We start from the raw sequence: 22,293 nt of genomic DNA on the forward strand, positions 1-22,293 counted from the left end.
TTAACATTGTCCTTTCTCTATGAAACTAGACAATATGTTAATGATTCAAAGAACGCCTTTAACTTTTTGTTTAGCAATGAATCACTAGAAAACAACATTTTTTTCTGTTTTATACGGTTTTTCGATCAATTCATCGAATGCAAGAGAGTATTGTTTTTGATTTTCAGGTGGTTAGATAATTATAGTTTGGAAGAGGGAGCACTTTTCTGAGCGGGATTTCTTTAATTTGGAGAAAGAAGTTTTTGGTTCTTTGGAGCGGTTCACCCTTTTTAAGAGCTGGTCCACACTTCTTTGGAGTGGTTCGCTCACTCTTGGAGAGGACCTATCACCATTTAGAAGCACCTTACCCATTTATTAGGGCGAATGCCAACCATTACAAAATAGAAAAAAACCAGCATTTGCTGGTTTTTCCTGATTATTGTTGACGGGATTCGGTCATTTGCTTCCAAACCGAGCCTTTTGCTTCCTCGCCTTGTTCGATACGGGCAATGGCCATTTTCACTTGTAGCTTCACTTCGAATTCTTTGTCATCTTCGGCAGCCTTCAATGCTGGTAAGGACTGTTCTGTGCCGACCTCATATAAATACATGGCTGCGCGCCAGCGAACCAATTTGTTTTTGTCCTGTAAGGCTTGCAGCATGGCTTCTTCAAATTCTACAAAGCCAAGGTCACTCATGCAGTCACCTGCTGTTCGACGTACTGCTGCACTTTTATCTTGTAGGGCTCTTTCTAAATAAGGGACAACTGCCACATCCTCAATCATGCCTAAGTACACCGTCGCTAGTCGACGGATAGACATTTGTTCATCCTGTAAGGCTAAATCTAATAGCGGTAGATCGTCTAGCTCAGGATCAGCCATTTGATCGAGCAGTTGGAAGCGTTTCTCCCATTCAGGTTGCTTGAACTGTTCTACTGTCACTTTGAGTTTGTCCGTTTTCACAACGGCTTTTTCACCATCATTATTGATAGCTGTGACAATTTCTGCTAAACGGTCTGCAGAATAAGTGACATCAATCTCCTGTTTGATTGTTTCAGCAATTTCCTCAAGCTCACCGTAGCGAACCCCATAATCAATCCACTTACGTTGGAAAATATAGTTTTCATCTACTGCTGACTCAATAATTTGATTAAAAGCATCGACAAAACGGTCTCCGCAGCTAATACGATATTCACGTTGGTTATCAAAAACTTTTACTTGTAAAGGCACCTGCTTGTAAAATTGTACATGGACATAAACCTCTCCATAAAATTCATTGGCCACAACCGTTTCTTCTTGTGTTTGGACATCTTCCCCTAACACTTGACGAATACTTGCTAGAATGCCTTCCCATGCATATTTAGCATTACGCTCAACAGCAAAGAAATCGGCTACATGGTAAACGCCCTTTACTCCCTCAATCGCTAAAATAGCAGCCGCCTCGCCTGTTGCTTCGTCTTTATTATCCTTTGTAAAATTATAGCTCTTCCCGAATGGTAGCTCTGTATCAACAACAATCTTCATAGAATTGGGACTTGGCGTCGGTTCAATGGTAATAATCTTCATGTCTATCGCTCCTTATCCGTTAACTATTTCATCTAAATACGACCATCTTTCAATTAGATGCTCATACTGTGCATTTAGCTCATCCAACTTAGCTGTTAATTCCTGTAGCTTGGTAAAATCTGAGCCTGCATTGGCGATTCCTTCTTCGGTCTCCATAATAGCAGTTTCTGTTTTCTCTATCTCGTCTGCAATCGTTTCCCATTCTTTTTGCTCTTTAAACGATAGCTTTTTTTTGTCTGATTTTGGCTTTTCTGATTTTGGCTTTTCAACTTTTGACGTTTCTACTTTGACAGTAGCTGTCTGCTCACGTTTCTCCAGATACTCACTGTATAGATCCAGTGTTTCCTCTACTTGTCCCTGACCATCTAGTATCCATAGCTTTTTCGCAATACGGTCGAGGAAGAAACGATCATGGGAAATCGTGATAACCACGCCTGGGAAATGCTCGATGAAATCCTCTAGCACACCTAATGTTTCAATATCTAAATCATTCGTTGGCTCGTCCAATAATAAGACGTTTGGTTGCTCCATCAATAAACGTAATAAATGAAGACGCTTGCGCTCACCGCCCGATAATTTTCCAATTGGAGTACCATGAGCATGCAACGGGAATAAAAAGCGCTCCAGCATTTGAGCAGCTGAGTAACGGACACCCTCTGCATCGGTAATATCATTTGAAGCCTCACGTATATATTCAATCATGCGCTCATTTTCATTCATTTTCGGCAATGTTTGCTTGAAATGTGCCAGCTTGACCGTTGACCCAACAAGAATTTCACCTTGATCGGGTGTCAGCTCTCCTGCTAGCATGTTCAACAAAGTTGATTTTCCTACACCGTTCGCGCCGATAATGCCAATTCGATCACCTTGCTGTAGTAGAAATGAGAAGTTTTCAAGGATTTTTTGCTGGCCAAAGGCTTTCGAAATTTTCTCAGCCTCCAGCACTTTACGTCCAAGACGTGTTGTCGCAAGTCCCATATCCAAGGAAACATCTTCTGTTTTGCGTTCTAGGTTTTCTTCTAGCTTTTCAAAGCGTTGAATACGAGCCTTTTGCTTAGTTGAACGCGCCTTCGCACCACGACGTATCCATTTTAATTCTGAACGATAACGATTGCGATCCTTCTGTGCAGAAGCAGCTTGCATCTCCTCACGAATAGCTCGGGCCTCTAAATAATCACCGTAATTCCCTGTATGACGATACAAGGTTTGATTTGCTAACTCGTAAATATGTGTTGATAATTCATCTAAGAAATAACGATCGTGGGTGATGAAAATCACTGCACCCTTTAATCGTAAGACCATCTCTTGAAGCCATTCTGTAGACTGTACATCTAAATGGTTGGTGGGCTCATCCAATAAGTAAAGATCCGCTGGTTCAATTAACACCTTCGCTAATGCTACACGTTTTTGCTGACCGCCTGATAGCGTTAGTACCTCTTTTTCAAAAGTTTCAATCCCAAGCTTTGTTAAGGCCGTCTTTGCAAGGGCATTGACATCCCATGCCTGCTCTTCATCCATGCGCTGTTGCAGACTAAATAACGTCTTTTGTAAACTTTCGGATGTTGGGTTACTTGCTAGTGCAGCAACCGTTTCCTCATATTGACGATTCAGCTGTAAAATGGGCGAATCGCCTGAAAAGACAGCTTGTAAAACTGTTTCACCTGCCTGAAATGTAGGCTCCTGTGGTAAATAAGCGACACGGTATTTATTCGGGCGATCTACTGTCATCGAATCCGCTTCCATGTCCCCAGCTAAAATGGATAACAGGGTTGATTTTCCCGTTCCATTTATACCGATTAAGCCTGCCCGCTCTCCCTCATAAATGGTAAATTCAATATTTTGAAAAAGCGTTTTATCGCCCACTGTTTTGGTTAAATTTTGTACAATTAAATGACTCATTCCACTATTCCATCTCTTTCATGTTAGGTATTGTTCATGCCCACACGATTTTTATGTAGACGATTATTGATATCCACTATTCATCATAACATCAAACCGCAGGTAAACAAAGAACAACAAACTATCAACGAACTGGTGGCATGTCCTGTAAATAGGATTCCATAAGCTGACAAAGCTTGATGATTCCTTGTGTTAAGTCGTGAGGTTCAGGATAAGAGTAACTAATTCTTAGATGGTGATATTGTGGCTCTCCTGGATAACAAGCTGAGCTTGGTAAAAAGGTAATTTGGGCTTGTTGAGCCTTCCATAAAAGCTCATCCGTATTGCCATTACTAGGTAAAGACACCCAAATATTAAGTCCACCTTTTGGCTCGATCCACGTAACGCCCTTTGGTGCATGCTTATTCAACAATGCAATGGTCTGATCCCTTCTTATCTCAAGTGCAATGCGCAGTTTTTCTAAATGGGCATGCATTCGGTCTGAACGTAAAAATGGAATCAGTGCCTTTTGTGTTAATAAGGGGTTACCCGAATCGGCACTGGATTTGGCAGATAAAAGTCGTTGATGAACGGTACCTTTTGAAAGGATAGCGCCGATTCTACAGCTTGGGGCCAACGTCTTACTAAAGCCTTTTAAATAAATAACATGACCACTTGTATCTAAAGCTTTCAGAGGTGGTGGTGGTGGGTTATCGTCAAAATAAATTTCATTCCATGAATCGTCCTCTACAATAAGAAAGCCATATTGTTGGGCAAGATCCAGTAATTCTCTCCTTCTTGCTTCACTTAAAACTGTGCCTGTAGGATTATGGAAGGTAGGATTTGTATAGATAAGCTTTGGCTGTTTGCTTAGGCAGAGTGTCGCTAGAAGAGCTGTCTGCATTCCTTCCTCGTCTACTGGTATGGGAATAATGTGGGCCCCACGATTTCTAAAGACATCGATTGCTGCTGTATATGTAGGGGCTTCGGTAATGACAATATCTCCAGGTCCAATAAATGTTTTAGCCACTAAATCTATACCTTGTTGTACACCGTTTGTCACAATAATTTCCTGTGGTGTTGTGGCAATATTACTATATGTTTTGACATAGTCTCGGATTGCCTTTCGTGCATCTTCATCCCCCTGTACCGTTCCATAACGAGCCACAATCTGAGGATCTGCCTGTAATATCGCCACAATTTCATTCACCAAATAAACAGAGGGTAATAATCCAGGGTGGATGGTCGCACTGGAGAATTTCATCGCATATTCCTTTCTTTTATTTAACATAGATTGTGAACGTTGAATGTAATCAGGAATGGTTAGTTGCCAATTATAATCACTACCGCTCTCATTTGAGCTTCTTTGTTCTTTGTTTCGAACAAACGCCCCCTTGCCATGTATCACTTCAATATAACCATTTCTTTCTAATAAGGCATATGCCTTACTGACCGTGACAGGACTCACTTGATTTTCTTTTGAAAAGCTCCGAATAGAAGGTAATTGGCTCCCTTCCTGTAAAAATTCTGACCTTATTTTTTCTGCAAGGATAGTTGAAATCTGAGTAATTAAAGATTGATCGGACTGACGATTCAGCTTTATTTCCATTGGACCTCCAACTGTTATAGTCTTCATTTGACTGTTATATATATCACTATATAGTGTAGAGGCAGAAATAGCTAAGTTAAAATGAAGGGAAATGATGACACATGATGAATATGAAGCAAGAACAGGAAAAAATAAAAACGCTTTTAATGGATGTAGTTGACCATGCAGCCAATTTTTTTACTAATCTGGAGCATAGAGCTGTAACGAACCATTCCTCTAGTGTTCCTACTCCGACACTTCCAGAAGTGGGTGAGGGTGCTCAGGCAACACTTCAATATTTTACAAAGCAATTTGCTGAAGGCTTAAATAGTAGTGTAGGCTCAAGATACTTGGGTTTTGTCACAGGTGGATCTACCCCTGCTTCGATTGTCGGAGATTGGTTAGTAAGTATTTACGATCAAAATTTATCCCATTCTAAGGGCTCTATTGCAGGTTCAATGGAGCTTGCGACAATTGACATGCTAAAGGAGTTATTGCTATTAAGCGATGATTATCGAGGAACATTTGTCAGTGGGGCTACGATGGCTAATTTTGTAGGACTTGCTCAAGCAAGGGAATGGATTGCACAATACTATGGAAAAAACACTGCTCTGGATGGTCTATATGGTATCCCTCCAATAAAGATTGTTAGCGGAACGCCCCACTCAAGTATAATCAAAGCAACCTCTATGCTTGGCATGGGGAGAAATTCCATTCATACTATGCTATGCCTAGAACAGCGAGAAGCCATTGATATCACAAAATTACAGCAGTTTCTTGAAGAAAACCTACATGAACCTTGTATAGTTGTAGCAAATGCGGGAACTGTCAATACGGTTGACTTTGATGATTTGCAAGCAATTGGCGAGCTAAAAAAGCGATACCCTTTCTGGCTTCATATCGATGCGGCCTTTGGTGGCTTTGCAGCCTGTTCACCAAAGTATCGTCACTTTGTTGAGGGCATGAATTATGCAGATTCTATTACAATTGACGCACATAAATGGCTGAACGTCCCTTATGATGCCGCTATGCAATTTACCCGTCATCAATCGTTGCAAGCAACCGTTTTTCAAAATAATGCTGCCTATCTTGGTAGTTCCCTTGAAAATCCAGATTTCTGTGATCTTACACCTGAAAATTCACGTCGTTTTCGTGCGCTACCTGCTTGGTTTTCTTTACAGGCCTATGGTAAATTGGGCTACCAACAATTAATAGAAGAAAATGTATTACTCGCACAACAGCTTGGTCAAAAAATAGATGACAGTCCCTACTTTACATTGCTAGCACCTGTTCGACTGAATATCGTGTGCTTCGCCGTCAATAATGAGGCACTGACAGCTGAAATGAACCAACAATTTTTAACTACTTTAAATCAACAAGGCAAAGTATACATGACGCCAACTGTCTACAAAGATATGCCAGCTATTCGTGCGGCTTTCAGTAATTGGCGTACTTCCCAAGCAGACCTGACAATCATTTGGGAAGCATTAACAACAGCGATATCCTCCTATTTTAATGAATCCATCTAAGCTATTAAAAGGTAATGGAGTAACACATGATGAAGGATTCCTCACTTGTTGCGCCTTCAATAATTCACTACAAAACTAAAATGCTACTTGCCATAGGAAATGCACGCTTCATTATTTTTGTACTACGAAGACCATAGCCGAATGAAGCACAAAAACCGCCCTTCAAATTGAAAGGCAGTTTTTGTGCTATGTGCTACTGACCGATTTCGTGCTTTAGTTGCTTTAAAAAACTTTCCATAAATTGATGACGTTCAAGTGCCATTTGCTTGCCCTTTTCCGTCACCATTAAATCTTTTAGCAGTAATAATTTCTCATAAAAATGAGTAACAGACGAGGTATTTTTCTGACGATATTCTGACTCTGACATATTTGTGCGTGCTTCTTCTTCCTTATCATAAAGCTTGCGACCTTTTGCGCCACCATAAGCAAATGTTCTGGCAATGCCAATAGCACCAATCGCATCTAAACGATCTGCATCTCGGACGATTTTTGCTTCCAATGATGTTGCTTCTAGCTCATTCCCACCATTAAATGACACTTGAGCAATGCAATCTCGAATATGCTGCTTTTTACCTTCACTAACAGGTAATTCCGCAATAAGCTGTTCTTCCTTTTCCTTGCTATCGGTATACTTTTTGTCACTGACATCATGTAAAAGTACCGCTATTTTCACAACTTCTTCATCTGCTGTTGGCTCGCTATGTAGGATAGCTAATGCATTTTGATAGACACGTTCAATATGTTGAAAATCATGACTAGCATCAAATTGATCATATATTTCACGTACTTTATTCATTAAATGATTCATAGTCTTCACTCATTCCTTTCCTACAAAATTATACTGTATTTTATTACATAAGAGGTAATCTAGAAAAATTAAAAATCAAATCCATTTCAATTGACTAATTTTTCAGAATATTGTATGATAAACGTACAGAACAGCTATTTGTTCTGTACCTCATATTTTTCAGCAATGTACAACAGCTGTGTGTTTAACAGATTTAACATTAACTTCAGCGGGCTTACAATTGAATAACCTGTTTAAAAGATGACGTGCGTATTGAAAACCTATCATCTAAACAAATAAAAGTGAACACTTTCCCTTAGAAATTCTTTGTTTAACCCGCATAGCCAGATGTACATGCCGAAAATGTGAACAACAAGTTAGTTTGTTGCATGACCAAAAGGATTTCGCCAGTTGTAGCAGAAGTGCATTGTTTTTTCATTACTGGTTGTTACCTTCTTCTGGTCAATACCTTGATTATGTATGAACGTAGCTCCTCCCTTTAATGAAAATCGTACACGATAATTGCTTACAGCTTGTGAATACCACGTTCGATGAGTTGTGCAAATCAGTAAGAAATTCATTTAAGCCATCAATGTATGAAGTGAAAAAGGAAGTAGGAACGATTGTGATAAAATGTATTACCATCCCGCTGAAGGACAAATAAAAGCTGCCCATCTTACATTCAAGTAGATGATGGCAGCTTTTACTGTTTTATTTTCTTACTTTATAGAACGCCTTTGATCACTTCATCAATTTCCCGCAATAGTGCTTCGTTTTGCATGGTTGTACTTAATTTTAAGTTAGATTGGTCTACATGAATCACTGCGACATGCATTCCTTCTTCAATACTTGCACTTGGAACTGGCATCATTTTCTCTGTATCGAACGTCATAATGAGATCTGGGAATTTGGATTGTACCTGCCCTTCCTTCGATAATGTCATATATTCATTCCAGAACGTCAGATGGTAATCACCCACTGATAATTCCCCTACATCGAAGCCATTTTCCTTTGTTAACGAATAATTTGTGACAGCGCCTGATACGATGTGCACCCCATTCAAATACTGCAACACATGGGCTAGCTTTTCTTCAAAGGTTTGCCCATTTAAGAAGCAATAGCCAAGCTCTATGGCCATGGTAATCGCATTTGGTGCGCCATGTTTTTGTAAATAGTCAATCGTCACAGGATTTCGAGTGACCCCGACTAGCCCGCCTGCTAAAATAGAAGCTTGGCGTGCTGTCTTTGCGGTGCTGTGTAAATTCCCTTCCACAAAGCCTTGAACGGCGAAGTCACCTTTTCCTCCTGCATAAAATTGTACGGATTGATATTCTTGTTGTTCATGGAGATTTAAAGAACCCATGATTCCCGTTGGATGTGCTCGTCCATTACAGGGAGCATCCACAACAGGTACATTTAATAAGACTGACTGCAACCAGCCATTGATCGTCGTGATGGCACCATTTTCATTGGTAATGATGCCCTTTAGACGTCGATTGATATAGTTGTTCATACTACGATAGCTCCAACAAAGCTGTTCATTTGAAATATATTGATCGGCCGCTGATGGCGCACCTACCATTGCCACACAGGCAACTAAATCTTCTTGGTCTAATTCAGTAATATCCACCATTTGAGGTTCGCCTGCTGCAAAGATTTCCTCCACTAGCTTGAGTCCTTCCTCTAGGAGACCACCGCCGCCTCCGCCAAGGATTGCTCCTCCATAAACGGCAGCAATCCCATCCTCATACGATAATCCTTTCGCCATTCAGCATGACTCCTTTCTATTTCCCTATTTTTAGAATGGAAGAGAAGAAGCTATATAGCGCATCTCCAGCGATGACACCTGCTGCAAAGACCGTCATTTCAGATTCTCTCTTACCTTTCGTCACATATGTGAAAATAACACGAAGTATGATACCAACTAATACAGCCCAGCCAGCAATTGGATTGACAAGTAATAAACCTGTTGCGAATAAGATACCCATTTGACGTTTTGAACCACCAATTAGCTGAATTAATGCACCTGGAATCGCCCAAATCATTAATTGTTTCGCTACATCGCCTGTAACGCCTGATTGAATTGTTGCTGCATACACATGGTTAACAGGTGCTACTAAATCCTGTGCAAAATAAGATTTATAGGATAGCAATACTACAACTGCGGAAATTGCAAAAGCTAGCATACCAGCAATCAATTGTTGCTTGCGACCTTCTTTTTCTAATGCAACATCACTACCATTACCACGTAAAATGAAACCAGTTTTTAAGTCATAGCCCATATCCGCAAATGCTACCCCTGTAGCAGCACTATACCCTGCTAGTAATGCAAGTGCTGGAGCTGGGAAACCAATTAAAATACCAACAATCAGTGTAATAAATGCCACTGCAAATGCAGGGAACCAACCCGCATGCATCGCTGCGATACCTACAATTAGCTCATGGACAAATGCAGCAATCGTTGCAAAGATGATGAATCCTATTAACATACCGAAAGACATGTGTGAAATAATACCGCCTAAAATAGCGATTAATAGAGCAATGGCTAAATATGCTATAAACCCAACACCAAATGCTTGTCGAATTTCTTTTGCATCTTTTGAATAGCTTAACTCTTCTGACTTTTTAGCCGACTTTTTATTCAATAAGGCAAAAGCTACTTGGAAAAGTGCTACAATCCCAGCACCAATCATAACGCCATGTGGAATATAGTAAGCATTTAAGTCAACATTAAATAATTGAACAGAATAGCCTCTTAATAAAAGCCCAATCCCAAACATCGTCAGTGCCCAAATATTACCGATGAACGCTACCCCAAAAGCTGACATTGGAATTTTCAAAACAGATCCCACGATACCAATTAACACACCACCAATTAATACCTTTGCATTCTTACCGCCTTTATCGCCCGCCTTAATGGCTTCAGCTGTTGCAATCCCTGGTGGCCAAGTACCTGCTGCTGGGAAAATCTTTGTATCGAAAAATTTATATAATAATAAAGCATCAACAAACATCGCTAAAATAACACCGATAAACAATGGTAATACTAAATTTTCATAGCCTAATACATATGGAATACCAATTGGCAACATTAAACTACTTGCTGCACTGAACGTTGCTGCCGAAATGGCAGTTTGAATAATATTTTGTCTGTGTACAGATTTAAAGGCAATTAGCTTGCCAATCGGTATTCTTCCAAGAATCATCGCAAATATTGCCCCAACGATTGATGTATTGGCAGAAATCCCTAAAGTCGTAATTAGCTGTATCCCAATAATTGCCCCCACAACAGATGTTAAGACGATCATTAGTAGAGTTACAGGCTCTAAAGCCCTTGGATGTAATACTTTATTATTCATAGTGTCAGCTCCCCTATTGTTGTTATAATTTTGAAATGTGTGATTGTATTTGCTGAGCTACTTTCACTAACTGTTCAAGCATATTTTTCTCCCTTTGATCATCTAAATCATATACTAACCCAGAAATTGTAAGAGATGCAGTGATTTCCTTTTTATAGTTAAATAACGGTACACTAATGCCAAATGCATGTTCATTATACTCCCCGATGGTAACACACCAGTTGTTTTGGCGAATTTGTTGCAGCTCTTCCTTTAATGACGCTAGGAAAGAAACCTGCTCTTCCTTCGATTGTTCCTCATGAAAGAAGGCCATTAATTCCAGTTGCCTGTCCTCGTCTAAATAAGCAAACATGACCTTACAGGAAGCACCGATGTAAAGGGGTGTCTTTGTTCCTAAAGACACCGCATACTTTACATTTTTATTGCTTTCGGCTATTTTCGTTGTGACACCGTATTCATTGTCCATATAAGTAAGAAATACTGATTCATTGATTTCACTGGCAAGATTTTGCATCAATTCATAAATGGTCGAGTGAGGGTCTTTTGAATTCGATAACACATCATAAAAAAGGTACATTTTATAACCTAATTTATATTTTTTCGTGTGTTCATCCTGTATTAAATAACCCGCTTCTGTAAATGTATTAATGGTTCTTTGCACGACACTTGTCGGCAGTTTCATCATGCGTGAAATTTCACGAACACCTAATGCATTTTCTGTCGTTGCAAAGCATTCTAGTATATCCAATGAGTTTTTTAATGTCTTGACAGTCATCTATTTCTCCCTTTAAGCGTTTTGATAACCGTATCGCTCTTTCGCTACATCTACAGAAATATATTCATTTAATAGGTCACGTTCAATGGCCTCTGAGCTTCGTTCGTGTGGAGGACCATAACCACCGCCAGTAGCAGTCACAAGCTCAATACGGTCGCCTTTTTGCAATTCATAATTGGCAAGTACGCCCACTGGTCCAATTTTCGTTCCATCCTTTTTATGAATGATTAAATAGTTGTGAGAGCCTTCTCCACCACCATTTAAGCCGAATGGCGCGAATTGATGTCTACCTAAGTTCACAGAAACCTTTTGACCATCATGATTGACTGTATAAACGCGACGAACACCTAAGCCACCTCTAAATTGACCAGCACCAGCACCGTCACAATTTAAGCTATATTCATCAATTTGAATACCGTATTTTGTTTCGGCAATTTCAACTGGAAGATTATATGTTTCGCCATCTCCCATACAGTATTGCCCGCTTTGCCCATCCTCATCATTCGCCGCTCCCCAGCCACCAACAGATGGCTCAACAATTAGGAATGACTCATCATTTTCAGGATTTTTCCCAGTGAGAATAAACGTACAAACAGATTGTAAATGCCCTGCCGATAAGCGTTCTGGTAAATGCGGCGCAAGAGCTTTCCAAATTAGATCAGCTGCCCCAATACGTGCCTCAAAATTCATAGACACAGGATGTGGACGTTTAGCTGAAACAATCGAATTGTCATCTGTGATAATCGTTAAGCGTTTAAAGACACCTTCGTTAATTACGTCAATATCGCCAAGTAATGCTAAGAACATAACGCGCACACTTGCCATTAAACCAAACTGAGAACAGTTCATTGGCACATTGACTGCAGGATGTGAGCCTCTGAAGTCACAAATAAACGCCTCATCACTAATTGTGACTTTCACTTTTATTGGATAAGGTCCACCCTTTAATGGGTCCCCTTCAATAAAGTCCTCCGCATAAAATTCACCTTTAGGTAGGTGTTGAAGCTCATACTCTACAATTTTCTCACCTTTGTCCAATAATTTTTGAATGGACAATTTCACCGATTCCGCACCAAACTTCTGACAAAGCTCTGAGATTCGTTTTTCACCTGTTTTTAAGGCGGCTACTTGTGCAAACATATCACCGATTGAAAGCTCTGGTAAACGAACATTCGTAGAAATGATTTCATAGACTGCATCGTTCAACTCACCTTGATGATAAAGTTTGACACCTGGTAGCTGTAAACCTTCCTGATAGATTTCATTAGAATTACTTGTAAATGAACCAGGGTCCATGCCCCCTACCTCTGTCCAGTGTGCTTTATTGGCAGAGTACGCAATAATTTCACCGTTGTAGAAAATTGGGAGAACTAAGCCCACATCCGATAAATGCGATCCACCTCCAACATAAGGGTCATTGATAATAATGACATCACCTTCATGTAGTTTTTTCCCATTATCAAACTTCTCTATTACACGCTGTACCATTGGACTTAACATCCCAATAAAGCTCGTTACACCGTTTCCTTGACTAATTAAATTACCCTTGGCATCTGTTAAACCACAAGCATAGTCTAATACTTCATAGATTACTGGACTCATAGAAGAGCGTGCTAGAGCTATAAACATCTCATCGCCTATAGCTAGCAATGAATCTTGAATAATTTCTACTGCAAAAACATCTTTTTTCATGTTTTATTTCCCCTCCATCTCTACTATCAAATTGCCGTATTTATCAATTTCAATTGATTGATTATTATTGATTACGACCGTAGATGTTGGATTTTCCACAATTGCAGGACCTGTAATGACATAGCCAGGTACTAATTTTTGTTGGTCATAGACATTGACCTCTACCCAACCTGTTCCCTTCACATATAAATTGCGTTGTGCCTTGATACATGTAGAATTGTCGATATGAGAGAAGTCTAGCTCTTTAAATTGAACCGCCTCATCTTTCCCGTAGATTGTAAGATGTAAGTTGACTAACTCAATTGGTGTAGCTGGTAAATCAAAAGAAAACTCTTGTTTATGTTTGATATGGAAGGCTTCTGCTAATGCAAGTAGCCCCTCTTCATCAAGCGTAATAGCTGATGCATTTAATTTAACGGCATGCTCTTGACCTTTGTAGCGTAAATCATAATTAATTTCAAAATAATAATGATCCTTTGATAATGGTGCATCTGCATAGGCATTAGCAATGACTTGATCAATATTTTCTTGAATAGCCGCAAGATGGTCTTTGTCAAAGTTCATTAAACTTGTTTGAATGTAATCTTGTCGATATTCGGTCATCATCATTCCTAATGCTGAGAAGACGGATGAGCCATAAGGAATAATGACTTTTTTCATACCAAGCTCTTCTGCTAAATTAATCGCATGTAGTGGACCACCGCCACCAAATGCCACCATTGTAAAGTCTTCAGGATCATAGCCTTTACGAATAGAGATCAGCTTCAGTGCATTTAACATATTGGAGTTTGCAATATCTAAAATACCCTGTGCTGCTTCTTCTGCTGACACATTAAATGGTTTCGCAATTGCTTCAACAAGAGCCTCCTCCACTTTGTCAATGGATACTGGGTTATCAAAGTTTTCTAAGGATAATCTTCCTAAATAAACATTGGCATCTGTAATTGTTGGCTGTGTATTCCCTAAGCCATATGCTACAGGCCCTGGCTTTGCCCCAGCAGAATCTGGTCCAACCTTTAATGAGCCAAACTGATCTACACGTGCGATAGAGCCACCACCATTTCCGATTTCCACAATATCCACTACAGGTGTTTTAATAGGATAGCCCGCAAATTTTTCATTTCTTTCAATATAGTAATCTGTTGTGACATTGACTTTGCCATCTGTAATAAGCGAACATTTTGCTGTCGTCCCACCAACATCAAAAGCTATGATATTCGATTCATTTAAAAGTTGGCCTAATTTAGCTGCCCCAAACATCCCTGCTACAGGTCCAGATTCAACGAGGTTGATTGGTAGCTCCATTGCTTTATCAAAGCTTGTAGTCCCGCCATTCGATTGCATAATTTTTAAATGGTCTGTAATGCCAATTGTGCTTAATTTCTCTTTTAGGCTTTTTAAGTAGGCATGTGCAATTGGCTTTACATAAGAATTAAGGACTGTTGTGTTTGTTCTTTCATACTCACGGTATTCTTTAATCGTTTCACTTGAAAGTGTGATATATACTTCCGGCCAAATTTTTAAAATGGCTTCTTTTAACTGTTGTTCATGAATTGGATTTTTATAGCCGTGTATTAAGGAAATGGCAATCGCCTCAACACCTAATTCCTTAAATTTATAAACGATCTCGTCAACTTCCTCGGTATTAAGCGCTTTCATAATATTTCCTTTAAAATCAATTCGCTCATCAATTTCTTGACGTAAATAACGCTCTACAAATGGTTCTGGCTTTTTATATTTAAAGTTATATAAGTCTGGTCGATTTCCACGAGCAATTTCTATAACATCACGGAAACCCTTTGTTGTAATTAACCCAACTACGCCCCCTTTTCTTTCCGTTAATGTATTGATGATAACCGTCGATCCATGAATAAATGATTCAATGAAAGAATCTTCCGTTACATGTCGTCCTAATACATTTAGTATGCCATCCTCAAAGTGACCAGGTGTCGTATGTCCCTTATCAAAATGAAGATTTCCTTTTTCATCTGTGAAAACTAGGTCAGTAAAAGTACCGCCAATATCTGTTGCGATTTTCAAGACTTCATCCCTCCATGTTCCTATTATCGGTACAGCGTTCCGAATTAGAATTAAATAAATTATATTTAAAAGAAAAAGAAAATTCAATGTATTTTTTAAATAAAAATTCATTTGACAATTGTCCTTCGTTGTAAAAACCCGCTCTATCTTTCCAATATCAGAGAACTATTGATAAAAAATACCAAACACATTTATATAAGGAAAGTTCTCGTGATTTTTGTGCAACATAAAAAAGATCCTAGTTTTCACTAGAATCTTAAAATCGTTTTAAAAAAATTAATTTTTATGAATTTTTACTCAAGAGGTGGATGAAGGAATCATCCGAAATTTTACTTTTATACCATATTTGCATTGTAGATAGACGTTGAATTGGGTCACTTCCTACGAACCATGTTTACCCATTATCAATAAAAAAGCTGCCCATTTAAGTAGGCAGCTTTTAATATTCTGTTAGAACAATCCTACCGCATGTCCTTCGTTATCGACATTCATGCGTAGCGCAGCTGGTGCTTTTGGAAGTCCTGGCATTGTCATAATATCGCCAGTTAGACAAACTAAGAAGCCTGCACCAAGCTTTGGAATAACTTCGCGAATTGTGATGGTAAAGCCTTCTGGACGACCAAGTAAACTTGGTTGGTCTGATAAAGAATACTGGGTTTTCGCCATACAAATTGGAAGGGAGTCCCAACCAAATTTTTCGATTTGGGCAATTTGTTTTTTGGCTTGGTCTGTAAATTGTACATCTTTCCCGCCATATACCTTTTGCACAATCGTACGTACCTTTTCTTCAATTGACTCTGTTACATCATATAAAGGAGAGAAGTTGTTTTCTTCCTCTAGCACAGCTAGTACTTGCTCAGCTAAGGCTAGACCACCTTTACCGCCCTCTTCCCAGACATTCGTACGGGCAATGCGAACATGATTTTCTTGACACCAGTTCAGAACGGCTTCTAGTTCAGCCTCTGTGTCCGTGATAAAACGATTTAAGGCAATAATTGGTTCAACGCCAAATGTACGAACTGTATCTACATGTTTAGCTAAGTTTTCAATTCCTTGTAGGAGTGCTTCCACATTTTCACCTACAAGCGCTGTTTTCGGTACACCACCATGCATTTTTAATGCACGAATTGTCGCTACAATGACAACTGCGCTTGGTTTAAAGCCTCCCTTACGAGCTTTAATGTTCATGAATTTTTCAGCACCTAAATCAGAGCCGAAGCCCGCTTCTGTCACCACAATATCAGCTAGCTTACGAGCGGTTTGTGTCGCCATAATAGAATTACAGCCGTGGGCAATATTCGCAAATGGACCACCATGGATAATAGCAGGTGTTCCCTCTAATGTTTGAACTAGGTTTGGCTTAAAGGCATCTTTTAATAATAGTGTTAAGGCACCCTCTACCTGTAAATCACGCACAAAGACAGGCTCACGCTCGAAAGTATAGCCAATCACAATACTAGCGATGCGCTCACGTAAATCCTCAATGCTTGTGGCTAAACAGAATACTGCCATAATTTCAGAGGCAACCGTAATATCAAAGCCATCCTCACGCGGCATGCCTTGAACAGGACCACCTAATCCCACCACTACCTTACGAAGGGCACGATCATTTAAGTCCATGACACGCTTCCAAATAATGCGTCGTGGATCAATGTTAAGTGTATTACCTTGGTGGATATGATTATCAATAAATGCGGATAAAGCATTGTTAGCTGTTGTAATCGCATGAAGGTCGCCAGTAAAATGTAAATTAATATCCTCCATTGGTATAACTTGTGCGTAACCTCCGCCAGTTGCGCCACCTTTTACGCCCATAACTGGACCTAATGATGGTTCACGTAATGCGACCATCACCTTCTTATCTAATTGATGAAGGGCATCTGCTAGTCCAACAGTCACAGTCGACTTTCCTTCACCAGCTGGGGTTGGACTAATAGCTGATACTAATACTACCTTTGCATCCTCGCCCTGAGCAGTAATTTTTAATGGGTCGATCTTTGCTTTGTAGCGTCCATACTGCTCAAGAGCATCCTCTGGAATACCCGCAGCATTGGCAATTTCCGTAATAGGTTTGATCACTGCTTGACTAGCGATTTCTAAATCTGATAATGGTTGATTTTTCGTTGTCATTTGGCATCCTACTTTCTATGTTGTTCATTTCCATTATAGTCTTAATTGTGAAAAAAAAGAAAGCCAGATATGCAAGCATTTCGTCAATCAATTGACTTATTTGTTCAATTCCTGTATGTTCTAAGAGAAAATGCAATTTTTTCACATTTTCTCAATGAGTGCACCATTTATTTAACTTTATTTTACATTCAAGCGCATTGGAGGCGAATGCTTATGCAACAGGGGATCGTAAAGTGGTTCAATAATGAAAAAGGTTATGGCTTTATTGAATGTGATGATGGCGAAGATGTATTTGTTCATTTTACGGGCATCCAGGAGGAAGGCTTCCGTACACTTGAAGAAGGTCAAAAGGTTTCATTTGATGTTGTGGAAGGCAATCGTGGACCCCAAGCATCAAATGTTGTAAAACTATAAGCGTAAGGGGACTATCCGTGTAGTTCCAGATTAGCAGCGGATTAGGAAATGCATCGTTTCCTTCATCCGCTTTTTGTATTGTTTTATAAGCTGAATGCCCCCTCCATGTTATAATAGAAGTAACAATACGTAAGGAGGGATTTCGATGCAAAAACAAAATAAACCCATGACTGAAGTTATTTTGAAGCATAAAGAACGACAAAGTGTAGCAGAATTTGCAGCAACACTGGAAACGATTGCAAAAAAGCTTAAAGAAAATGGTGAATTCACTTTTGTTCAAGACACAGAGCCAACAGTTGTCAGCCCAAGTGAACAGCTCAAAATCGAATACTCCTATACAAAAAAGGGCGACAAGCATTCATTTGAAATTGAATTTGATTGGTATACAGGTACAGAAACACCGAAAAAAATGACAATTGAATAATAATTGGCAACGAAAATCCACTTCTCTGATGAAGTGGATTTTTCCATATTGTTGAATTAAAGATCATGTCACTAGCTAAAACTTTCTAGCAAGGTGAGGAGGTGATTTCGCTCCAGGGTCTCCTCTGTAACGCTAAATCCACAGGAAAGCAAGTAGCCAGCATCAGAAATTCTATTGATGGTTTTGTTTTTCAATACTTATGTAAAAAGGCGGAAGCAAAAGTGTTTCAGCCCATAAAAATACCGAGCTATCCACTAAAACGCTTACGAAGTGTTTCGGAATAGTTCGGTTTTTCTAGTTATCATGTTTGTTAATTTAAAGATTATTCGGCTTAATGAAGGTCCCAGTTAGTTATGGCCCAGCCTTTTCTCCTTATCGATTTATCCAATAAAAAGCACCAGGGCAAACTAAAGTTTCCTTTGTTCGTTTAGGATCCTTTAATGTCACACCAAATGGTCCCTCTTTGACATGACCAAGTGTCATTGTCATCGCGCTCTCTTCCTCATAGAAATCTAAGCGCATATTCGGTAGCTGTAGTGACAAATACTGCTCATATTGCGTAGGCACTGGTAGCTGTAACACCTCTTGCCACAGCTTAACTGTTGCCTGCATGTCCTTGACGTAGAATTGGACGGATTCCATCGTTATAGCCTGTTTGACATCAATGGCACCACTTGCCTTTAATTGAACCAAACGTTCTTCATCTTCCTCCGCCCATTCAATCAAAAATGGAAAATCAATTGGCAGATCTGGCTTACCAAAATGCAGTAGCTTCCATTCTACCACAGTGCCATCTGGTCTTGTTCTGCTACATGCATCTGGTCCATATACTTCATAGCCCAATGCTCGCAAGCGTCGACCCTCTTCCTCAATATTTTTTGTGCGCAGAGCAATTCGAGAAAATCCCTGGCGCTCTTGATCACGTTTAAACGTATAATGTAGGGAATATGGGTATTGTGCCGCTTGCTCAAATAAATCACGATCATAGATAGCAATTTGTTCAATATAGCTTAAGCCAAAGTAGCTTAACGTATTATAAGTCCCCCACATCGTGTGCTGCCCACCATTCACTGTATGGACATTTCGTTTATTGAAGAAAACCTTTATATTTTCTGGTGATTCCACTTGATGAACCAAATGATCAAAATATAAAGTCATGGCCATTCCCCTTTCTTTCCCCATTACCTTTACCTGTATGTTTGATTAGTTTAAAATTTACTCAAGAAAAGGAGTTACTAGTAGGATATGAAAAAAAGTTTCGTTTACCTACAAACTCCGTTCACTAATTTCATAAAGAGGTGATTTGAATGACAGATTTAGTAGCTGCTTTTAAATTGGCATTAGGTAATTATCCTACAGGCGTAACAGTTGTCACGACATGTCATGACACAAAACCGATTGGCTTAACCGTCAATTCCTTTGCATCTGTTTCAATCGACCCGCTCCTTATTTTGTGGTCACTCGATAAAAAATCTCAGCTCCATCCTTATTTCACGACTGCGCCAAATTTTGCGGTCAATATTTTAGCGAGTGATCAAGAGCATTTATGTACACTATTTGCCAGTAAAATCCCTGATCGCTTTGCACAAGCAAAATGGTCAACTTCCTCTTTAGGACTACCGATTTTACATGATACAGCAGCTAATTTACAATGTAAAACATTTCAGCAAATCGATGCTGGCGACCATACCATTTTTATTGGGCAGGTCGTAGACATTACAAATGCTCAAAAAGAGCCTTTGCTTTATCATCGCCGTCATATCGGTCCCATACCAAAAAGCTTTTATAGCTAGTCTTTACACAAAAAAAGGGCCACTTGTAAGCATAGGAAATCCTTCATGCTTATAGGTGGCCGTTTGACATAAGTTCTACTGAAATCATTGTTATTTTTTCTGCGGAAATCTCTGCTTTTCAAGCCTATTAATTTGCACAATCACACCATCTTGAATCGTAATATGCACTTCACCAAATTCAAGATTTTGAATCGCCTTCGCAATTGCCTCTAGTTTCTTATCATCTACTTTTACTGACTGAGCCATACGATACACCCCTTCTTTTTTATCCTTATTGTTCATAAAGAGGCCAACGCATCAAACTGATTGATAGCCCCTCCTATCTCTCAGACACCATCTGTTGGATTTGGCACCTGTTGTTCGGTTGCCGAGGCTTCATTGGGCCAAGTCCCTCCACCTCTCTTGATAAGAGTACTGCGTTTCTTGAAAATAATTCTATAATTCTGCTATAGGAATGTCAATACAAAATATTAGAAAACCTAGTTGAATACTATGCAATATGTCGTTTAGATTAAAAGACTCCCTAAACCTAAAGTATTTTATGCCTAGTCAGTGAGAAATAGATGGCAATCCATTAATTTATTACAAGCTCCATTTCCTCATCATGAATTCAAGTGGGCCTCGATGATGTTTAGTCCTCCACCATACAGAAACAACGACACATCCTAAAAAATAACAGCAGGCATACAGCATGGAAAAAGCAAGTGTTTGGTTCTCCAGCTTTTGGCAAATAATTAGTATTCCAATGCCTATAACAACATGGCCAACATAATGCGTTAAAGACATTTGTCCTGTTAATATGAAAGATTGAATAACTTTATTTTTACATGTCTCTACAAGATAGATGGAGCTAACAATGATGACAATAGCCGAAGCCGAATTAGATAGGACATACATCATATTCGGTGGAATCGGTCCTGTATCAAATAAGTACAATGCACTCTCTACATCTAATAAATGAATGGTTGTCATCTTAATGAATAACGTTGAACAAGTCTCAGTCATGATGACTAACAATAAACCTATCACCAGTAAGTTTTTTCTTAATGTATGATTTGTTAAATCTAATGTGCCCATTACCATACCTATCAGAAAGAAGCAAATCCAGGGGAATAGTGGATGATAGCCATTAAACATCAAATTTCTTATAAATCCTGCTGGTGTCCAAAAATCAAGATACTCTAGTAGCACATATGTTGGATGCCAACCAGCAAGGTAACTAAATTGAATTTGAAGCCATTGTGAAAGGATAAGGATGGCACCGATTATGAAGATCATCATTTTCTTGGATTGGGCAATCAACCAAGCAGCAACAAACATATACACGCCATAATAATGTAAGATATCTCCTGTCCAGCCGATTGCATATAATATTATCCCTATCGTAAATAACAAAAGCGCCCTCTTCCACAAAGTAAGTCGATTTTGACGAAGAAGGATTGGGTCCTTACTCTCTCTAGCCTGACGAGTCATTAAGGCTGTCCCTATTCCTGCTAGCATGACAAATACGGCCGAGGCACGCCCCTCAAACATATTTTGTAAGGCAATCAACCATGTTGACCCATTCGTTGTAGAACCCGTTACGACACCAAAATTGACAATAAACATACCTAGCATAGCGAGAGCTCTTGCAAAATCAAGACCTTCAATGCGCCGATCATCATTTCTTTTTGTCATCTTTGCCCCCTTGGATAACGCTATTCACTGCCTCCTTCCAAATAGCCCTATAGTTCAATTGGTTGCCTGTTAACATGAAATTACCGATATTATCATAGACGAGGGCTAGCATCTGTGCCTTCGCTTCTATATGTGGAGTATCCTCTAGCACGCCTAGCTGTACGCCATATCGTAGGATAGCAACAAAGCTCGTTAAAAAGCTGGTTTCTAGCTCTACTAATTGTCTTTTATAGTTTTCATCGCGGGCCGCTAATAGTACATATTGATTAAATATTTTATTAAAATAAGGGTCCTTGTCCTGTGCCTCAATAGATTTATAGCCTAGCTTAAGTAATTCCTCCTTAAAATTAGCAGAAGAAAGCTCTTTATAATCCACAGCGACATCATGTTGAATTTCTTTATACAATTCATCAAATATGAAAGCGATTAATTGATCTTTTGATTGAAAATAATAGTAAATGGCTGGTTTTGAAATACCGACCTCTGTAGCAATCATTGCTAAGCTTGTTTTTTCAAATCCATTTTCCGCAAACATCACATAAGCAATTTCTATAATCTTGCGAAAAGTTTGTTCTTTATTTCCCATTATTACCCTCCTTTTTTACCGACCGTTAAGTAAATATTATAGGATGCTAACCTTTTAGACAAGAAAAAACTGTGTAGA

The 22,293-nt window shown here is 39.3% G+C and carries 18 protein-coding genes and 1 riboswitch; of the genes, 4 read left to right on the plus strand and 14 right to left on the minus strand.

Going from position 1 to position 22,293, the window contains the following annotated elements; all coding sequences use genetic code 11:
• Positions 1–415 precede the first annotated feature (415 nt).
• The 3 genes from ACMGGO_RS14465 to ACMGGO_RS14475 all read right to left on the minus strand — a co-directional run bounded on the left by ACMGGO_RS14465 (position 416) and on the right by ACMGGO_RS14475 (position 5,030).
• Positions 416–1,543: a conserved virulence factor C family protein gene (locus tag ACMGGO_RS14465; protein ID WP_328023258.1), complete on the minus strand. Its 1,128-nt coding sequence runs from the start codon at positions 1,541–1,543 to the stop codon at positions 416–418.
• 12 nt (positions 1,544–1,555) lie between these two features.
• Positions 1,556–3,442 (minus strand): ABC-F family ATP-binding cassette domain-containing protein, encoded by a 1,887-nt coding sequence (locus ACMGGO_RS14470; protein WP_103117794.1) that lies wholly within the window; start codon positions 3,440–3,442, stop codon positions 1,556–1,558.
• A 124-nt stretch (positions 3,443–3,566) separates the two neighbouring features.
• A complete protein-coding gene (locus ACMGGO_RS14475) occupies positions 3,567–5,030 on the minus strand; it encodes a PLP-dependent aminotransferase family protein (protein ID WP_420281979.1) in 1,464 nt (487 codons plus the stop codon).
• A 104-nt stretch (positions 5,031–5,134) separates the two neighbouring features.
• On the opposite strand from ACMGGO_RS14475, the gene ACMGGO_RS14480 reads away from it, so the two are divergent.
• Entirely contained in the window at positions 5,135–6,538 is a 1,404-nt protein-coding gene (locus tag ACMGGO_RS14480; RefSeq protein WP_420281980.1) for a pyridoxal phosphate-dependent decarboxylase family protein, read from the plus strand.
• 193 nt (positions 6,539–6,731) lie between these two features.
• Here the strand turns inward: ACMGGO_RS14480 and ACMGGO_RS14485 are convergent, their stop codons facing one another.
• The 7 genes from ACMGGO_RS14485 to ACMGGO_RS14515 form a co-directional block, all read right to left on the minus strand.
• Positions 6,732–7,346: an HD domain-containing protein gene (locus tag ACMGGO_RS14485; protein WP_420281981.1), complete on the minus strand. Its 615-nt coding sequence runs from the start codon at positions 7,344–7,346 to the stop codon at positions 6,732–6,734.
• Between the two features lie 703 nt (positions 7,347–8,049).
• Positions 8,050–9,093, minus strand: coding sequence for a DUF917 family protein (locus ACMGGO_RS14490; RefSeq protein ID WP_066037712.1), 1,044 nt, complete (start codon positions 9,091–9,093; stop codon positions 8,050–8,052).
• A 16-nt stretch (positions 9,094–9,109) separates the two neighbouring features.
• The gene (locus tag ACMGGO_RS14495; protein WP_048390111.1) at positions 9,110–10,684 is read right to left on the minus strand and encodes an OPT/YSL family transporter; all 1,575 of its coding nucleotides are present in this window, start codon (positions 10,682–10,684) and stop codon (positions 9,110–9,112) included.
• A gap of 22 nt (positions 10,685–10,706) precedes the next feature.
• Positions 10,707–11,459 carry an IclR family transcriptional regulator gene (locus tag ACMGGO_RS14500; RefSeq protein WP_054550817.1) on the minus strand — a complete coding sequence of 251 codons (753 nt, stop codon included), beginning with the start codon at positions 11,457–11,459 and terminating at the stop codon, positions 10,707–10,709.
• 12 nt (positions 11,460–11,471) lie between these two features.
• A complete protein-coding gene (locus ACMGGO_RS14505; RefSeq protein WP_066037711.1) occupies positions 11,472–13,151 on the minus strand; it encodes a hydantoinase B/oxoprolinase family protein in 1,680 nt (559 codons plus the stop codon).
• Positions 13,152–13,154: 3 nt separating this feature from the next.
• On the minus strand, positions 13,155–15,191 hold the full coding sequence (locus tag ACMGGO_RS14510) for a hydantoinase/oxoprolinase family protein (RefSeq protein WP_103117789.1): 2,037 nt from the start codon (positions 15,189–15,191) through the stop codon (positions 13,155–13,157).
• A 450-nt stretch (positions 15,192–15,641) separates the two neighbouring features.
• Positions 15,642–17,321, minus strand: a complete 1,680-nt coding sequence (locus ACMGGO_RS14515; RefSeq protein WP_048390103.1) for a formate--tetrahydrofolate ligase — start codon at positions 17,319–17,321, stop codon at positions 15,642–15,644.
• A gap of 213 nt (positions 17,322–17,534) precedes the next feature.
• Between ACMGGO_RS14515 and ACMGGO_RS14520 the strand changes: the two genes are divergently transcribed.
• Complete coding sequence (locus ACMGGO_RS14520; protein WP_004269397.1) at positions 17,535–17,735, plus strand: cold-shock protein; 201 nt, start codon at positions 17,535–17,537, stop codon at positions 17,733–17,735.
• A gap of 145 nt (positions 17,736–17,880) precedes the next feature.
• Positions 17,881–18,159 carry an amphi-Trp domain-containing protein gene (locus ACMGGO_RS14525; protein WP_048390101.1) on the plus strand — a complete coding sequence of 93 codons (279 nt, stop codon included), beginning with the start codon at positions 17,881–17,883 and terminating at the stop codon, positions 18,157–18,159.
• Positions 18,160–18,531: 372 nt separating this feature from the next.
• Here the strand turns inward: ACMGGO_RS14525 and ACMGGO_RS14530 are convergent, their stop codons facing one another.
• Positions 18,532–19,317 (minus strand): VOC family protein, encoded by a 786-nt coding sequence (locus ACMGGO_RS14530; protein WP_048390099.1) that lies wholly within the window; start codon positions 19,315–19,317, stop codon positions 18,532–18,534.
• 149 nt (positions 19,318–19,466) lie between these two features.
• On the opposite strand from ACMGGO_RS14530, the gene ACMGGO_RS14535 reads away from it, so the two are divergent.
• Positions 19,467–19,952 carry a flavin reductase family protein gene (locus ACMGGO_RS14535; protein WP_048390098.1) on the plus strand — a complete coding sequence of 162 codons (486 nt, stop codon included), beginning with the start codon at positions 19,467–19,469 and terminating at the stop codon, positions 19,950–19,952.
• A gap of 90 nt (positions 19,953–20,042) precedes the next feature.
• Here ACMGGO_RS14535 and ACMGGO_RS14540 read toward each other — a convergent pair whose 3' ends face one another.
• The 3 genes from ACMGGO_RS14540 to ACMGGO_RS14550 all read right to left on the minus strand — a co-directional run bounded on the left by ACMGGO_RS14540 (position 20,043) and on the right by ACMGGO_RS14550 (position 22,215).
• Positions 20,043–20,198, minus strand: coding sequence for a YezD family protein (locus tag ACMGGO_RS14540; protein WP_004269393.1), 156 nt, complete (start codon positions 20,196–20,198; stop codon positions 20,043–20,045).
• Between the two features lie 70 nt (positions 20,199–20,268).
• A riboswitch (SAM riboswitch) is annotated at positions 20,269–20,364 on the minus strand.
• A gap of 170 nt (positions 20,365–20,534) precedes the next feature.
• Positions 20,535–21,629, minus strand: coding sequence for a DUF418 domain-containing protein (locus ACMGGO_RS14545; RefSeq protein WP_420281982.1), 1,095 nt, complete (start codon positions 21,627–21,629; stop codon positions 20,535–20,537).
• Positions 21,613–22,215 (minus strand): TetR/AcrR family transcriptional regulator, encoded by a 603-nt coding sequence (locus tag ACMGGO_RS14550; RefSeq protein WP_420281983.1) that lies wholly within the window; start codon positions 22,213–22,215, stop codon positions 21,613–21,615. The genes ACMGGO_RS14545 and ACMGGO_RS14550 overlap by 17 nt, the downstream gene beginning before the upstream one ends.
• Positions 22,216–22,293 lie beyond the last annotated feature (78 nt).

The organism is Lysinibacillus sp. BNK-21, assembly GCF_048684915.1.
In the GTDB taxonomy this organism is placed as follows: Bacteria; Bacillota; Bacilli; order Bacillales_A; family Planococcaceae; genus Lysinibacillus; species Lysinibacillus capsici.

Bases quoted from the DNA above. Each gene is read 5' to 3' on its own strand.
- ACMGGO_RS14465 (WP_328023258.1), bottom strand. From the start codon at position 1,543: ATGAAGATTATTACCATTGAACCGACGCCAAGTCCCAATTCTATGAAG.
- ACMGGO_RS14470 (WP_103117794.1), bottom strand. From the start codon at position 3,442: ATGAGTCATTTAATTGTACAAAATTTAACCAAAACAGTGGGCGATAAA.
- ACMGGO_RS14475 (WP_420281979.1), bottom strand. From the start codon at position 5,030: ATGGAAATAAAGCTGAATCGTCAGTCCGATCAATCTTTAATTACTCAG.
- ACMGGO_RS14480 (WP_420281980.1), top strand. From the start codon at position 5,135: ATGAATATGAAGCAAGAACAGGAAAAAATAAAAACGCTTTTAATGGAT.
- ACMGGO_RS14485 (WP_420281981.1), bottom strand. From the start codon at position 7,346: ATGAATCATTTAATGAATAAAGTACGTGAAATATATGATCAATTTGAT.
- ACMGGO_RS14490 (WP_066037712.1), bottom strand. From the start codon at position 9,093: ATGGCGAAAGGATTATCGTATGAGGATGGGATTGCTGCCGTTTATGGA.
- ACMGGO_RS14495 (WP_048390111.1), bottom strand. From the start codon at position 10,684: ATGAATAATAAAGTATTACATCCAAGGGCTTTAGAGCCTGTAACTCTA.
- ACMGGO_RS14500 (WP_054550817.1), bottom strand. From the start codon at position 11,459: ATGACTGTCAAGACATTAAAAAACTCATTGGATATACTAGAATGCTTT.
- ACMGGO_RS14505 (WP_066037711.1), bottom strand. From the start codon at position 13,151: ATGAAAAAAGATGTTTTTGCAGTAGAAATTATTCAAGATTCATTGCTA.
- ACMGGO_RS14515 (WP_048390103.1), bottom strand. From the start codon at position 17,321: ATGACAACGAAAAATCAACCATTATCAGATTTAGAAATCGCTAGTCAA.
- ACMGGO_RS14520 (WP_004269397.1), top strand. From the start codon at position 17,535: ATGCAACAGGGGATCGTAAAGTGGTTCAATAATGAAAAAGGTTATGGC.
- ACMGGO_RS14525 (WP_048390101.1), top strand. From the start codon at position 17,881: ATGCAAAAACAAAATAAACCCATGACTGAAGTTATTTTGAAGCATAAA.
- ACMGGO_RS14530 (WP_048390099.1), bottom strand. From the start codon at position 19,317: ATGACTTTATATTTTGATCATTTGGTTCATCAAGTGGAATCACCAGAA.
- ACMGGO_RS14535 (WP_048390098.1), top strand. From the start codon at position 19,467: ATGACAGATTTAGTAGCTGCTTTTAAATTGGCATTAGGTAATTATCCT.
- ACMGGO_RS14540 (WP_004269393.1), bottom strand. From the start codon at position 20,198: ATGGCTCAGTCAGTAAAAGTAGATGATAAGAAACTAGAGGCAATTGCG.
- ACMGGO_RS14545 (WP_420281982.1), bottom strand. From the start codon at position 21,629: ATGACAAAAAGAAATGATGATCGGCGCATTGAAGGTCTTGATTTTGCA.
- ACMGGO_RS14550 (WP_420281983.1), bottom strand. From the start codon at position 22,215: ATGGGAAATAAAGAACAAACTTTTCGCAAGATTATAGAAATTGCTTAT.